This window comes from Caballeronia sordidicola (assembly GCF_001544455.2).
GTDB classification, from domain to species: Bacteria; Pseudomonadota; Gammaproteobacteria; order Burkholderiales; family Burkholderiaceae; genus Caballeronia; species Caballeronia sordidicola.
In genome coordinates, this window is sequence record NZ_FCOC02000002.1 from 190,931 (window position 1) to 204,031 (window position 13,101).

The 13,101-nt window shown below is 61.7% G+C and carries 14 protein-coding genes; 1 reads left to right on the forward strand and 13 read right to left on the reverse strand.

From position 1 onward, the window contains the following. Positions 1–2: 2 nt before the first annotated feature. From AWB64_RS04060 to AWB64_RS04075, 4 genes are all read right to left on the reverse strand, one after another. Positions 3–1,295 carry a dicarboxylate/amino acid:cation symporter gene (locus tag AWB64_RS04060; protein ID WP_244163924.1) on the reverse strand — a complete coding sequence of 431 codons (1,293 nt, stop codon included), beginning with the start codon at positions 1,293–1,295 and terminating at the stop codon, positions 3–5. A 460-nt stretch (positions 1,296–1,755) separates the two neighbouring features. Then, positions 1,756–2,757 (reverse strand): lipoyl synthase, encoded by a 1,002-nt coding sequence (gene lipA / locus AWB64_RS04065; protein WP_060817350.1) that lies wholly within the window; start codon positions 2,755–2,757, stop codon positions 1,756–1,758. A 13-nt stretch (positions 2,758–2,770) separates the two neighbouring features. Continuing rightward, a complete protein-coding gene (lipB, locus tag AWB64_RS04070) occupies positions 2,771–3,544 on the reverse strand; it encodes a lipoyl(octanoyl) transferase LipB (RefSeq protein WP_060817351.1) in 774 nt (257 codons plus the stop codon). A gap of 61 nt (positions 3,545–3,605) precedes the next feature. Beyond that, complete coding sequence (locus AWB64_RS04075) at positions 3,606–3,932, reverse strand: DUF2917 domain-containing protein (RefSeq protein WP_060817352.1); 327 nt, start codon at positions 3,930–3,932, stop codon at positions 3,606–3,608. Between the two features lie 125 nt (positions 3,933–4,057). Between AWB64_RS04075 and AWB64_RS04080 the strand changes: the two genes are divergently transcribed. Then, positions 4,058–5,044: a transcriptional regulator GcvA gene (locus AWB64_RS04080; RefSeq protein ID WP_060817749.1), complete on the forward strand. Its 987-nt coding sequence runs from the start codon at positions 4,058–4,060 to the stop codon at positions 5,042–5,044. On the opposite strand, the gene AWB64_RS04085 is transcribed toward AWB64_RS04080, so the two are convergent. The 9 genes from AWB64_RS04085 to AWB64_RS04125 form a co-directional block, all read right to left on the reverse strand. Next, on the reverse strand, positions 5,028–5,300 hold the full coding sequence (locus tag AWB64_RS04085; RefSeq protein WP_060817353.1) for a DUF493 family protein: 273 nt from the start codon (positions 5,298–5,300) through the stop codon (positions 5,028–5,030). The two genes, AWB64_RS04080 and AWB64_RS04085, sit on opposite strands and share 17 nt — an antisense overlap. A 96-nt stretch (positions 5,301–5,396) precedes the next feature. Next, positions 5,397–6,608: a D-alanyl-D-alanine carboxypeptidase family protein gene (locus tag AWB64_RS04090; RefSeq protein ID WP_060817354.1), complete on the reverse strand. Its 1,212-nt coding sequence runs from the start codon at positions 6,606–6,608 to the stop codon at positions 5,397–5,399. Positions 6,609–7,042: 434 nt separating this feature from the next. Continuing rightward, positions 7,043–7,675 (reverse strand): alpha/beta hydrolase, encoded by a 633-nt coding sequence (locus AWB64_RS04095; protein WP_060817355.1) that lies wholly within the window; start codon positions 7,673–7,675, stop codon positions 7,043–7,045. 10 nt (positions 7,676–7,685) lie between these two features. Further along, a complete protein-coding gene (locus tag AWB64_RS04100; protein WP_060817356.1) occupies positions 7,686–8,018 on the reverse strand; it encodes a (2Fe-2S) ferredoxin domain-containing protein in 333 nt (110 codons plus the stop codon). Positions 8,019–8,084: 66 nt separating this feature from the next. Continuing rightward, positions 8,085–9,251 (reverse strand): VanZ family protein, encoded by a 1,167-nt coding sequence (locus AWB64_RS04105; RefSeq protein ID WP_060817357.1) that lies wholly within the window; start codon positions 9,249–9,251, stop codon positions 8,085–8,087. Between the two features lie 46 nt (positions 9,252–9,297). Further along, positions 9,298–9,936, reverse strand: coding sequence for an ABC-type transport auxiliary lipoprotein family protein (locus AWB64_RS04110; protein ID WP_060817750.1), 639 nt, complete (start codon positions 9,934–9,936; stop codon positions 9,298–9,300). Between the two features lie 90 nt (positions 9,937–10,026). Further along, positions 10,027–10,986, reverse strand: a complete 960-nt coding sequence (locus tag AWB64_RS04115; protein WP_060817358.1) for an MlaD family protein — start codon at positions 10,984–10,986, stop codon at positions 10,027–10,029. Positions 10,987–11,049: 63 nt separating this feature from the next. Further along, on the reverse strand, positions 11,050–11,928 hold the full coding sequence (locus tag AWB64_RS04120; RefSeq protein ID WP_060817359.1) for an ABC transporter ATP-binding protein: 879 nt from the start codon (positions 11,926–11,928) through the stop codon (positions 11,050–11,052). Then, entirely contained in the window at positions 11,928–13,061 is a 1,134-nt protein-coding gene (locus AWB64_RS04125; protein ID WP_060817360.1) for an MlaE family ABC transporter permease, read from the reverse strand. The genes AWB64_RS04120 and AWB64_RS04125 overlap by 1 nt, the downstream gene beginning before the upstream one ends. Between the last annotated feature and the right edge of the window lie 40 nt (positions 13,062–13,101).

Genomic DNA, 13,101 nt, shown 5'->3' on the forward strand with positions numbered 1-13,101 from the left:
GATCAGGAAACCGTCTCGGCTTCGGTATCGACCGCGCCGTGCCTGAGCTGATCGCGCAGCTTGTTGCGGTCCAGTTCCTTTTCCCACGCCGACACAACCACGGTCGCGACGCCATTGCCCACAATATTCGTCAGCGCGCGGCACTCGCTCATGAAGCGGTCGATGCCAAGAATCAGCACCATGCCCGACAGCGGAATGGTCGGCACCACGGCAAGCGTTGCGGCCAGCGTGATGAAACCCGCGCCGGTCACGCCGCTTGCGCCCTTCGAGGTGAGCATGGTCACGGCGAGCAGCGTCAGTTGCTGCGTCCACGTGAGGTCGGTGTTTGTTGCCTGGGCAATAAACAGCACGGCCATCGTCATGTAGATGTTCGTGCCGTCGAGATTGAACGAATAGCCGGTCGGCACCACGAGGCCCACCACCGAGCGCGAGCAGCCGAGCTTTTCGAGCTTGAGCATCAGTTGCGGCAACGCGGCTTCAGACGAGCTCGTACCGAGCACGATCAGCATTTCTTCCTTGATGTACGCCACGAAGCGCAGGATGTTGAAGCCCACCAGCCGCGCGATGATCCCGAGCACCACGACCACGAACACGACCGATGTCAGATAGAACGTGCCGATCAGCTTGAGCATGGGAATCAGCGAACCGATGCCGTACTTGCCAATGGTGAACGCCATTGCGCCGAACGCGCCGATCGGCGCCAGCTTCGTGATGATGCGCACAATGCCGAACAGGATATGCGACAGCCCTTCGATAAACCCTGTCACCACGCGGCCTTTCTCGCCCGCCGTGGCAAGCACCGCGCCGAACAGCAGTGCGACGAGCAGGATCTGCAGAATTTCACCTTGTGCGAACGCCGACGAGATCGTGTCCGGAATGATGTGCAGCAGGAAGTCGGTCGTCGACTGGCCGTGCGCCTTCGCAGCGTACGAAGCAACCGCTTTGCCGTCGAGCGTGGCCGGATCGATGTTGAAGCCCACGCCCGGTTTCAGCAGGTGTGTGGCGGCGAGGCCGAGCACGAGCGCAAAGGTGGAGACGATTTCGAAGTAAAGCAGCGCCTTGCCGCCCACGCGCCCGACCTTCTTCATGTCTTCCATGCCGGCAATCCCGGTCACGACCGTACAGAAGATGATCGGCCCGATCACCATTTTGATGAGCTTGATGAATCCATCGCCGAGCGGCTTCATGTCGGTGGCGAGCGCGGGATAGAAGTGCCCGAGCGCAATACCGATGGCAATAGCCACCAGCACCTGCACATACAGGACTTTATAAAAAGGTTTCTTGACGGTTGTCACGGTGGTTGCGGGCATGGTCGGCGAATAGCGAAAGGGTGAAACAAAAACGCGCCGGCGCTCGATTGCGGCGATGCGCGTTTGGCGTCGGCAATGATCAGGTCAGGCTGAATGGGATGGGTTGCATCGAATCGTCTCCCTGTTTTTTTGCGGCCAGTTGGCCTGCCTTCCATATTGCAAGGTCAATGCCAGTTTTTGACCCGCGTGAGACGTTGATTTTTAAGGGTTTTTAGACGCCACGAAACGATAAAAATCCGTGTTTCCGGAATCCTGTATAAACACCGTCCGACGATCCGGACGACATTCGGGTAATCCCTTAGAGGCTTTAAATACGGGCTTTCCCGAGGTTTTGCCCGATCCGGATTCACGGTTCCAGTGCTCGCGATTTCCGGGCAAACAGACGCCGACAGGCATAAAAAAACCCACGTTTCCGTGGGTTCTTCAAGCATTGGTCAAAAAGAGCCTAGACCGCTCCGACCAGTCCCGCATCGTGAGCCTGCTGATCGGCGTGATAGCTCGAACGAACCATTGCGCCAACCGCCGCGTGCGTGAACCCCATCTTGTACGCTTCTTCCTCGTACATCTTGAACGTATCCGGGTGAACGTACGAACGCACAGGCAAATGGTGTTCCGACGGCTGCAAATACTGGCCAATGGTCAGCATATCCACGTCGTGCGCACGCAGGTCGCGCATCACCTGAAGGATTTCCTCTTCCGTTTCGCCCAAACCAACCATCAGGCCGGATTTGGTCGCCACTTCCGGATGCAGCGCCTTGAAGTCCTTCAGCAACTTCAGCGAATGCGCGTAATCCGAACCCGGACGCGCTTCCTTATAAAGACGCGGCACCGTTTCGAGATTGTGGTTCATTACATCGGGCGGCGCGGCGGTCAGGATACCGATTGCACGATCAAGCCGGCCGCGGAAATCCGGCGTCAGGATTTCGATGCGCGTCAACGGCGAGTGCTCGCGCACCTGCCGGATACATTCCACGAAGTGCGCGGCGCCGCCGTCACGCAGGTCATCGCGATCCACGCTCGTGATCACCACATACTTCAGCTTCAGCGCACCGATGGTGCGAGCCAGATTCAGCGGTTCGTCGGCATCGAGCGGATCGGGGCGGCCGTGGCCCACGTCGCAAAACGGGCAACGGCGCGTGCATTTGTCGCCCATGATCATGAACGTGGCCGTCCCCTTGCCGAAGCATTCGCCAATGTTCGGGCAACTCGCTTCCTCGCACACCGTATGCAGGTTGTGCTCGCGCAGGATCTGCTTGATTTCGGTGAAACGCGAACTGCCGGTCGCGGCCTTCACGCGAATCCACTCCGGCTTCTTCAGCTTTTCGATGGGGATGATCTTGATCGGGATGCGCGCCGTTTTTGCTTGCGCCTTTTGCTTGGCGGTGGCGTCGTAGGGAACAGCGAGCGATGCGCCCTGTGCTGCGATGTTTGCGGTTACGTCAGTCATTCGGTCGGTCCATTCAGACGGCTTGCGGGGTCCGCGCGCCGTTCTGCGGTTGGGCGGCGGTCGCGCTTTGTCCGCCGATGTGGTGAGTGAGGTTTTCAGCCAGCGTTTGAGCCACGTCGTTCCAGTCGGCCATCACGCCGAGCGTGAACATATCGACGGTTTCAAGTCCCGCGTAACCGCAAGGATTGATTGCGAGGAACGGTTGCAGGTCCATTTTCACGTTGAGGCTCACGCCGTGATAACTGCAGCCGTTGCGAATTTTCAGGCCAAGCGCCGCGATCTTCGCGCCCGCGTGGGCTTGCCGGGTAGCCGTCTCATCGACATCCCCTGCCACGTAAATGCCGGGCGCGCCCGCTTTGCGTTCAGTATCGAGATTATACGATGCAAGGGTTTCGATCACGCCCTGCTCGACTCGCTGCACGAGTTCGCGGACCATCAGCTTGCGCCGCCGCAGGTCTAGCAGCAGATACGCCACGACCTGCCCCGGCCCGTGATACGTGATCTGGCCACCTCGATCGACTTTTACAAGGGGAATGTTGCTGCCGGGATTCAAAAGGTGCGCGGGGTCTCCCGCCAAACCGAGCGTAAAGACAGGCGGATGCTCGACGAGCCAGATTTCATCGGCCGTGTCCGGCGTGCGCGCTTCGGTGAACGCGCGCATGGCGTCGAAACTTTCGGTGTACGGCTCAAGGCCGCGCCAAAGGACGTTGACCGTGGGCGTCAGCGCGCTTGGGGCGGCGCGCTCGGCGACAATTGAGGGGAAAGTTGTTACCGGCGTGGCGGACATGATTTCATTAGTTTACCGAAATCCCGCCGCCCTCGCCGGAGGACGAGTTCCCGGCCAACGATCAAACCGTTCGCCATCCGGACCTGAACCGGCTGGCCAGCCGTTCGAACCCGCGTGCAAGCCAACCGATCGCGCGCTGATCCGGCCGGGGCGCCAACGTGAAAACGACTTGCGCCGTGCGGCCCTTTTCGGTGCTCAGCCAAAGCCGCTCGCGTTCGCGCAGCTTCATCGAGTCCCCTGGGACCAGCCAATAGTCTTCGGTGTCGTTGCTGCGCGTGGCCCACACTGGCGCTCCCTGGACGCTCAGCTTGACGCTGCGGCCAATGCGCATCGGCACCGTTTCGCCGTCCGTGATCTCAAACATGATGCTTGTGGATATTTCTCGCATGACATCCTCCGCCAAAAATCGTGTTGATGAGTAGAAGATAGACTCAGCATGGCTTTACGCAAAACGAGCAATTTTCGTCGGTTTGTGAGATAAATTCACACATACACACATTCGGGCCGATGATCGTGGACCTACGCCAACTCCCCGCTCTCAATGCGTTGCGCGCTTTCGAAGCCGCAGCGCGACACGAAAGCTTCTCCCGCGCCGCCGACGAACTCTTCGTCACGCACGGCGCCGTGAGTCATCAGATCCGGGCGCTGGAAGCGGATCTCGGCGTGATACTTTTTGCCCGCGATGGCAAGCGCGTGCGGCTTTCGGATATTGGCCGGCAATACGCCACGGAGGTCCGCACGACGCTCGCCACGCTGGCCGAAGCCACGCGCCGCGTGCGCGCGGGGGATCGCGACCGGCGGCTGGTGGTCTCGATGCTGTCGTCTTTTTCCGCGCGCTGGGTGACGCCGCGTATTGGCGGGTTTATCGAACGGCATCCGGAGATCAATCTCGAATTGCTGTCGACGAATCAACTCACGGATTTTTCGCGCGAGGACGTGGATGTCGCCATCCGCTTCGCCAGCATCGGGAAATACGCCGGACTGCATTCGGAGGAATTGCTCGACGAAGTGTTTTTCCCCGCGTGTTCGCCCAATTTCCGTGGCGGCAAGCTGCCGCGCACGCTCGCCGAGATGGCGGACGCGCCGTTGCTGCGCTCGCACGACGAACTCTGGCGTCCATGGTTCGACGCAGCCGGGCTGGTGGATCTGCCCGAACCCAAGCGCGGTGTCTTATACGAGGATTCGTCGAATTTGCTGCAGGCGGCCATTCAAGGCCAGGGAATCGCGCTCGTGCGGCGGTCGCTCGCCATGCATGAAATCGTGGCGGGACGGCTCGTGCGGCTTTTTAATATCGATGGACCGAGTCCGTGGAACTATTACTTCGTATGTCCGCCTGCCCTTCTGGCAACACAGCGGGTGCAGACGTTCCGTACGTGGTTGCTCGATGAAATCATGCAGTTCAAGCAACTGTACGAGAGTACGCCGTCAGTATGCGGCGGGCCCCGGCGCGCGGCCAAGCCGCTGCTGGAGCCGCAGCAGAACCTCAAAGCACCACTTTGACCATGGGATGGCCGGTCAGCGCGCGATAAATATCGTCGAGATGCGCGCGGCTTAGGGCGCGCACGGTCACCGTCAATCCAGTGTACTTGCCGCCTGAGGACGGCCGCGTTTCGATGCGCTCCACGTCGAACTGATCGTCGAATTCGCGGATCACGGTAACAACGGCGTCGCGGAACTCGGGGTGCGTCGCGCCCATCACCTTGATTGGAAAATCGCAGGGGAAATCGAACAGCGCGTCGATATCAGGTGAGCTCATGGTGTTCTCCTTCACAGGACGCCCGGGCCGTCCGGGCGTCTTACAGCTTGCATAGATGGAGCCGGATCGCCCGATTCCAACTCGGCTGGCTGATGCTTACTTCTTCTTTTGCCACATCATCAACAACGAATCCCACGTCCGGCCAACGAAACCAGCCTGCGGAACATCCTGCAGCGCAACCAGCGGAAATTGCGCCACTTCCTTGCCATCGGCCATCATCTTGACGGAGCCAATCTGCTGTCCCTTCTTGATCGGTGCAACGATGGTGTCGTTGTGCGCAACCGTCGGCTTGACCTTGTCGCCCATGCCCTTCGGCACGGTGATGTATTGATCCGTCTCCACGCCGGCCTTCACGGCGTTTTCCGTGCCCTTGTAGACGCGCGGTGAATCGATCACCTGACCGGCCTTGTAAAGACGCACAGCGTCATAGGCCGAATAGCCGTAGTTGAGCATTTTCAGGCTGTCCTGCACCCGGTTGTGCTCTTTCGGCTCACCCATCATCACCGCGACCAGGCGGCGGCTGGCGTCGGGCACACCTTCCAGCGGGCGCTTCGTGGTTGCGATCAGGCAATAGCCCGCCGCTTTCGTGTGGCCCGTCTTGAGGCCATCGACCGTTGAATCGATCCACAGCAGGCGGTTGCGGTTCGGCTGCTTGATCTTGTTATAGGTGAAATCCTTCACCGAGAAGATGGCGTAATACTCGGGGAAGTCGCGGATCAGACGCGTGGACAGCACGGCCAGATCGCCCGCCGTGGTGTAGTGATTCGGGTCGGGCATGCCGTTGACATCGGCGAAATGGGTATTCTTCATACCGATCTGCTTGGCCGCCGCGTTCATCAGCGTGACGAAATTCCCTTCGCTTCCGCCCACGAGTTCGGCGAGCGCAATGGCTGCGTCGTTACCCGACTGAATGATCATGCCGTACACGAGATCGTGAACGGTCACCGGCTTGTTCGCCTCGATGAACATGCGCGACTCGTCCGTGCCCACGCGGCGCACGGCTTCGCTCGGCATGACGGTCTGCTCCATGTTGATCTTCTTCGACTTCAGCGCGTCGAAAACGAGATACGCGGTCATCAGCTTGGTGAGCGACGCCGGTTCCGAGCGTTCGTCCGGATTGCCGGAAGCAAGCACCTGGTTGCTGGTTGCATCGACGAGAACCCACGAACGGGCCGTTACGTCGGGCGGTGGAACCTGGGCGAACGCGCTGGACGCAACGAGCGCCGCGGGCAAAACGATCGCGGCAGCAACGGCACGGTGAACGAAGGAAGGAGCAACAAAGGACAAGCCGGAAGGGGAAAAGCGCATAGGTTCGGATCGGCAGAAAAGGCATCGGCGAGCCGGCGTTCTCCGGGATGTCCGGAGAAAACGCGACTCGCAGGTTGTACAGGCGGAAGGTCAGTCGGGCGGAGCGCCTGGCTTTAACGCGCGGCGCCGGGATTCGTTCGGACTGACCTCCGCGCGCTTCGATACTCAAGCGGCACATGGGCTTCGCGCAAGCCGCCGGCACAAGCCGCGACTCGCGTGCTCCATGCACTACGGCAAGCGCTGGCCGATCAACCTTGGCCGCGCAAAAGTCTGCGCCATTATACGCGTGCGGCATGTGCCTTTTGCCTGAGAAGCGGCTTGATTCAAATGGGATTCGTGAAAGCGAATGTAAAAACAGACGCGGCGCAAAGCGTTTGAAAGCCTTTGCGCCGCGCGCTGAATCTATCGGAGGATGCTGAATTTTTGAGGCGGTCTCAACGCCACGCGTCAACGATGATCTTCTTCAGTACATGCAACTTCCTGTGGAAGAAATGCTCGCCGCCCGGAATCACCACCACAGGCAATTCCTGCGGACGCGCCCATTCATAGACCGAGGCGATTGGAACGGTGTCGTCGACTTCGCCGTGGATCACGAGCGTGTTGTCGGGCACTTCGGCGACCGGCCAGTTGCTCGCCGCCGTACCGACCATCACCATGCGCTCGATCACTTCGCCCGACTCGCGCAATTGCTTTGCCACGTGCGACACCACGAAGGTACCGAACGAGAAACCGGCGAGTACGAGCGGCACGTCGGCCTGACCCGGCTGCGCGCGCATGTGGGCAAGGACAGCCAGCAGGTCGTCGCGCTCGCCGGTGCCGTTGTCGTGCTCGCCCTGCGTTTGCCCGACGCCCCGAAAATTCGATCGATACGTAATGTAGCCAAGCTGCACAAGCGTGCGCGCGAGCGTCTGCGCGACCTTGTTGTCCATGGTGCCGCCATAGAGCGGATGCGGATGCGCGACTAGCGCAATGCCGCGCGGCGCCGTGCCTTCAGCGGGCCGGTCCAGCGCGACTTCGATCTTGCCCACGGGGCCGTCGATCAAAAATTTTTCGGTCTGTGCATTCATCGCTTGAACCTCAGGCCGCTGGCTGGTCGATGAGCAAACGCTCCACGACCTTGCCGTTCACCAGATGCGAATCCACGATTTCATCGATATCCGCTTCATCCACGTACGTGTACCAGGTCCCTTCCGGATACACGACGATCACAGGTCCGAGTTCGCATCGTTCGAGACATCCCGCCTTGTTGATGCGCACCTTGCCGTCACCCGCGAGGCCAAGCTGCTTCACGCGTTTCTTCGCGTATTCCTGCATGGCCTGCGCGCCGCAATTCGCACAGCTCGGACGTGGAGCATCAGGCGCGCGCTGATTGAGGCAGAAGAACACGTGATATTTGTAGAAGGGATCCATTAGCTTGGCCAGAGAAGATGTGGGGATTTTTGTGACCTTTTTCGATTATAGCGAGCACTGCCGCAGTCAACTTTTCAGGCTCCCGCCGCGCCGCCGGCCGAGAAACGCGCGCTCGGCCGTCGATGCCAGCCAGCCCAGCGCGGCATACGGCCATACCCACGCGAGCCAGTGCGCGAGACCGTTGAAATGCAGATAACGCCCCTGGCGCCAGTCGGCGACGACGATATCGAAGTAGGGATTCACCGGCAGCAGGTTGACCAGAACAAGCGCCACGATCAACGCAATGCCCGCGAGCGTTGCGCGCCACGCGCGCGAGCATTGCAAAGAAAGGAGCCCGGCCGCCGTGCCAGCCGCGATGCCATATATGGCGCCGTCCGTGGCCCAGTCGAAGGTGAGGCCTGAGCGCGATTGCAGAAAGGTCGCGCCGGCTTTCGCGCATAGCGTTGCGATCACGAGGCCCAGCAGCAGACGCACGCGTGGGGCGCGCACGCGCATGGGCAACGTCGCGAGCACGAGCGCGGCAAAAAGGTTCAGCGACGTGATCAGCATTTCCCATGCATCGTCGGGAAGCCGACCGCCGAAACGCAGCGGCCACGCGGTCACGTTCCACGCGGCCGGAATCCATGACAGCAGCGCATCCTGCATGACCGGGTCGAGCTGTTGCCAAAGCAGGCGCGGCAGATTGCCGACGGCGAACAGGAACGGCGCGGGGTACATGGTCGCAAAAGGCCAGAGCGCCGATAAACCCAGCACGTAAGCCGCCTCACGTTCGAACCACATGAAGCGCAGGCGCCGCAGCGCGCCGCGATCGAGCAGCATGCTCGTGGCCGGCGCGGTGAGCGCGGCGCCCAGCAACGCACCCAGCGCGTTCGCCGCCAGATCCAGATTCGACGACACTCGCGTGGGCAAATACGTCTGCACGGCTTCCATGGCGCCGGATAGCATCGCCCCGCCGATAAACGCAAGACTCGCGGCCAGCACGCTGCGGTATCGCGGATACAGCGCCAGCACGGCCAGCGCACCAAACGGCATATAGCCGAGCACGTTGGTGATGACGTCGAACGCGGTGAGATATTGCGGCAGCGGATCGGTGAGATACGCGAACGGACCGATGCCCAACGACCGCCAGCCCGAAAACGGATACAGCGAGCCGTAGACAATCAGCAGCGTATAGACGGCAAGCGCCTGCCGCGACAACGCCGAAGGCCGGCGTTGCCAGTGCTTGAGGATCATGCAGGCCGCCTGGATGCGCGCGCTGCTGCGTTGACTGACGTACCAATCACTGCGATGCAACCAGCGGCTGCACGCCGAGCCACGCGGCCATTTGCGCGATCAGGTCGTCGGACGCCGCCGCGAGCGCCCGCGCGCCGCCTTCGGCATCGGGCGAATAGGAAGGCGCGCGCGCCACGAACGTGCGCTGACCGACCACCTGCCCATGCTGCGACAACGTCACGCGCGCCGATATCTCGCCGTGGCTCTTTTCGGGGGCATCGAACACTTGCTCGAAGTTGGTCAGATCGACCTGCAACATGGGCGCGCGCACGGGGTCGGAGCCGGTCAGCACGGGACCGCGCGATGCCAGCGCGGCACGCAGGCGCTGCGTCAGCAGGTCGGCGGGCGAACTGGTCCAGTGGCTGTCGGCATAACGGCCGATGCGCTGTGCATCGGCGTATTTCAGGCGATAGATAAACGCGTCGGTATCCAGATTCTTCGATGCGCTCACCGCCAGCACCTTCACCGGCGGCATGGTCATGGTGCCGGCGAGCGGCGCGGGGTCGCCAAGGTCGTATCGAATATTCGATACCGCCGCCGGGGGTCCCGATGCGCAGCCGGCCAGCATCGCGGCCAGGGAAAAAACAATGAGGCCGGCACGGGCGCGCGGCAGCGAGCGCAGCGCCCGCAAGATCGTGTGTGGCATCTCAATTTCCTGATTGAATTTTTTGAAAACCGGGCTCAACAAGCCGCGCAGCCAAGGCCCGAGGCTCTGGCCGCGCATTGAACAGCGGGCTCATTTCGACGCCGCCGCCGGCCATTGGAAACCCGGCTCGCCCGGACCCGGCGCCGGCTGTGGCGCGCCAAACAGCACGCTGCGCGGATTCCGGTTGAACGTGTCCGCGGCGTGATCGACGGAACGCGCCGCGCTGCCCACGTCGTCGGCCAGCGAATTCACGCGCGGCAAGGTTTCATAGCCGACTCGCGCCGACATCTCCTGTAACGACTCGTTCACTTCGTTCAGCACGCGTCCGGCGCGTTCCGCCGCCTCACCCGCCTTGTTCATGTTGGTGACAAACGGCCCGTCGGCGCGGCTCAGGTTATTTGCAAGCGTAGTCGTGGAGGCAAGCGTGCGGTCCAGTTGATGCAGCGTGCGCGGTAACTGCTGCGCCACGGGCCCCACTTGCTTGCTCAACATTGCAATGCCGTCAGCCGCGCCCTGCAGGCTTTTGGTCGTCTGCATGACCTGATCGCGCATGTCGTCGGACAGGAATCTGTCGGCGTCGTCGGCAATGCGCTCGAACTTCTTGATCAGCACGTCGCCGCGCTGCTGCAACTGGTCGAACAGCCCCGGGCGCAACGGCAGCGACGCCACCTGTTGTGCCGACGAAGGCAGCGGCGCCGGATTCTTGCCGGTGTCGTCGAGTTGCACGAACGCGATGCCCGTCACGCCCTGGAAACCGAGCGTGGCGAACGTGGATTGCGTGATCGGCGCGGTTTTATCGACCATGATGCGGATACGGATCTGACCCGGATGGCCCTGGTCGAACTTGATGGACTGCACCTTGCCCACCCCGAGACCGCGATAGCGCACGTCGGCGTCCGAATACAGCCCCGTCACATTGGTCCGCGCCACCAGGTCATACGGCACGCGCACCGTGCGGTCGACGTTGAAGAAGAACACCGCGACGCCGATAGCGACCATCAGTCCGATAGTGAACAGTCCGGCCAAGAACGCATGGGATTTGTTTTCCATCAGCAGGTTCCTTTATTTACTGCTTACCGCCCGAGCGCCAACGCATGCCGCTCATGAGAACGCCTAGAGCGCGGGGCCGCAGGGCGCGTCTTCAAGCGCGACCGCCGGCAATCTTGAGCGGCGTTCGGGCGGCAACGCCTGTAACGCGCGCCTGCCGCGCCGCCCAAGAAAATATTCGCGGATAAACGGGTGATCCACCGCGACCGCCTCTTCCACGGGCGCCGCCACCAGCACGCGCCGGTCGGCAAGCACCGCAACGCGGCTGGAAAGCGCGACCATGGTGTCCAGGTCATGCGTGACGAGAACCACGGTCAAACCCAGCGCGCGGTGCAGCGTCGCAATCAGGTCGACGAATTCATCCGATGCCTTGGGGTCGAGCCCGGCCGTGGGTTCATCGAGAAAAAGCAGTTCGGGTTCGAGCGCGATAGCCCGCGCAATGCCAACGCGCTTCACCATGCCGCCCGATAACGCCGACGGCATCTTGCTCATGTTCTTGCACGACAGCCCCACCATTTCGAGCTTGAGCATGACGAACTCGCGGATCAGGTCTTCCGGAATCTTGCCGAGTTCGCGAAACGGCTGCGCAATGTTGTCGTAGACCGACAGCGACGAAAACAGCGCGCCCTGCTGGAACATCATGCCGGAGCGCGTGCGCAGCATCCGCGCGGTTTCCGGATCCATCTTCGCCCATTCCTCGCCAAGCACGCGGATCGTGCCGGACGTGGGCGACTCGAGCCCGAGCATCTGCCGCACGAGCGTGGTCTTGCCGGAACCCGATCCGCCCAGCAGCGCCAGGATTTCGCCGCGCCGCACTTCGAGGTTCAGATGCTCGTGAATCACCGTGCTGCCGTAGCGCTTGGTCACATCCACCACTTCGATGACCGGCTCCGCCGTCACCGGAGTCGGCTTGTCGCGAACGGCCGAAGCGAGCGTTGCCGACATCAGATTCCCACCCTCTGGAAAAGGATCGCAAACACCGCATCCGCCAGAATCACAATAGTGATGGAGGACACCACCGAAGTCGTGGTGCCTTCCCCGAGGCTTTGCGAATTCGCCTTGATGCGAAAGCCGAAATGACACGCGGCAAGCGCAATCAGCATGCCGAACACCACGCCCTTGCCAAGCCCGATCCACAAATTCGCGACCGGCACGACCGACGGCAGCGAGCGCGCAAAAAAAGACAAGTCGATACCCAACACCAGCTTCGCCGCCAGCGCGCCGCCAAGCAGCGACACAATATTGGTCCACATCACGAGCAACGGCATGGCAATACCCAGCGCCAGCACGCGCGGCAGCACAATGCGCAGGCCGTGCGGAATGCCCATGACCTGCATGGCGTCGAGTTCTTCGGTGACCCGCATCACGCCGATCTGCGCAGTGATCGCGGATCCTGAACGGCCGGCGACCAGAATGGCGGAAAGCACCGGTCCCAGTTCGCGTATTACCGACAACCCCAGGATATTCACGATGTACTGGTTCGCGCCGAACATGCGCAATTGTTGCGCGGACAGATAACTCAGCACGATACCGATCAGGAACGCGACCAGCGCCGTAATGCCGAGCGCCTGCGTACCCGCGCTGTATATATTCGCGGAAATCTCGGTCCACGGAATCCGCTTCGGCCGGCGCACCAGACTGATCAGGTCCAGCACAAAGCCGCCGAACATGGCGAGGCCGCCGTACAGATGCTCGAAGAACGAAAACAGGAGCAGCCCGAAGCGCGTGATGGGGTCCGTCCTGTCCACGACTTCGGGCTCGTCGCGATTCGCGTCGAGCAATGCGACGCGCTCGAAGATTTCTCGTTGCGTGGCTGAAAGGGAAACCTGTTCCGGCAGCTTCCTGCCCCAGACGCGCCACAACGCCTGTCCGCCCACATGATCGAGCCGTTCGACAGCCAGCAAATCCCATTGCCTGATGGCTTCCTGACCCACGCCGCGCAGCCGCTCCACCACGCCGCGCCGCGCACTCGCGTGATCGCGCGCCAATGCGAGCGCCGTCCACTGGCCGGAAAGCCGGACCACCTTGCCCTGCAGGCCGGCCTCGACCTTGAGGCCCGGCGGAGTATCGAAGTTCAAGGCTCTAAAACGCTCGGGGTAGGGTTTCAGGGAGCACTCA

What these genes read in the sequence shown, in the direction of transcription:
- lipA (WP_060817350.1), bottom strand. Translation starts at nt 2,757, where the DNA reads ATGACTGACGTAACCGCAAACATCGCAGCACAGGGCGCATCGCTCGCT.
- lipB (WP_060817351.1), bottom strand. Translation starts at nt 3,544, where the DNA reads ATGTCCGCCACGCCGGTAACAACTTTCCCCTCAATTGTCGCCGAGCGC.
- AWB64_RS04075 (WP_060817352.1), bottom strand. Translation starts at nt 3,932, where the DNA reads ATGCGAGAAATATCCACAAGCATCATGTTTGAGATCACGGACGGCGAA.
- AWB64_RS04085 (WP_060817353.1), bottom strand. Translation starts at nt 5,300, where the DNA reads ATGAGCTCACCTGATATCGACGCGCTGTTCGATTTCCCCTGCGATTTT.
- AWB64_RS04090 (WP_060817354.1), bottom strand. Translation starts at nt 6,608, where the DNA reads ATGCGCTTTTCCCCTTCCGGCTTGTCCTTTGTTGCTCCTTCCTTCGTT.
- AWB64_RS04095 (WP_060817355.1), bottom strand. Translation starts at nt 7,675, where the DNA reads ATGAATGCACAGACCGAAAAATTTTTGATCGACGGCCCCGTGGGCAAG.
- AWB64_RS04100 (WP_060817356.1), bottom strand. Translation starts at nt 8,018, where the DNA reads ATGGATCCCTTCTACAAATATCACGTGTTCTTCTGCCTCAATCAGCGC.
- AWB64_RS04105 (WP_060817357.1), bottom strand. Translation starts at nt 9,251, where the DNA reads ATGATCCTCAAGCACTGGCAACGCCGGCCTTCGGCGTTGTCGCGGCAG.
- AWB64_RS04110 (WP_060817750.1), bottom strand. Translation starts at nt 9,936, where the DNA reads ATGCCACACACGATCTTGCGGGCGCTGCGCTCGCTGCCGCGCGCCCGT.
- AWB64_RS04115 (WP_060817358.1), bottom strand. Translation starts at nt 10,986, where the DNA reads ATGGAAAACAAATCCCATGCGTTCTTGGCCGGACTGTTCACTATCGGA.
- AWB64_RS04120 (WP_060817359.1), bottom strand. Translation starts at nt 11,928, where the DNA reads ATGTCGGCAACGCTCGCTTCGGCCGTTCGCGACAAGCCGACTCCGGTG.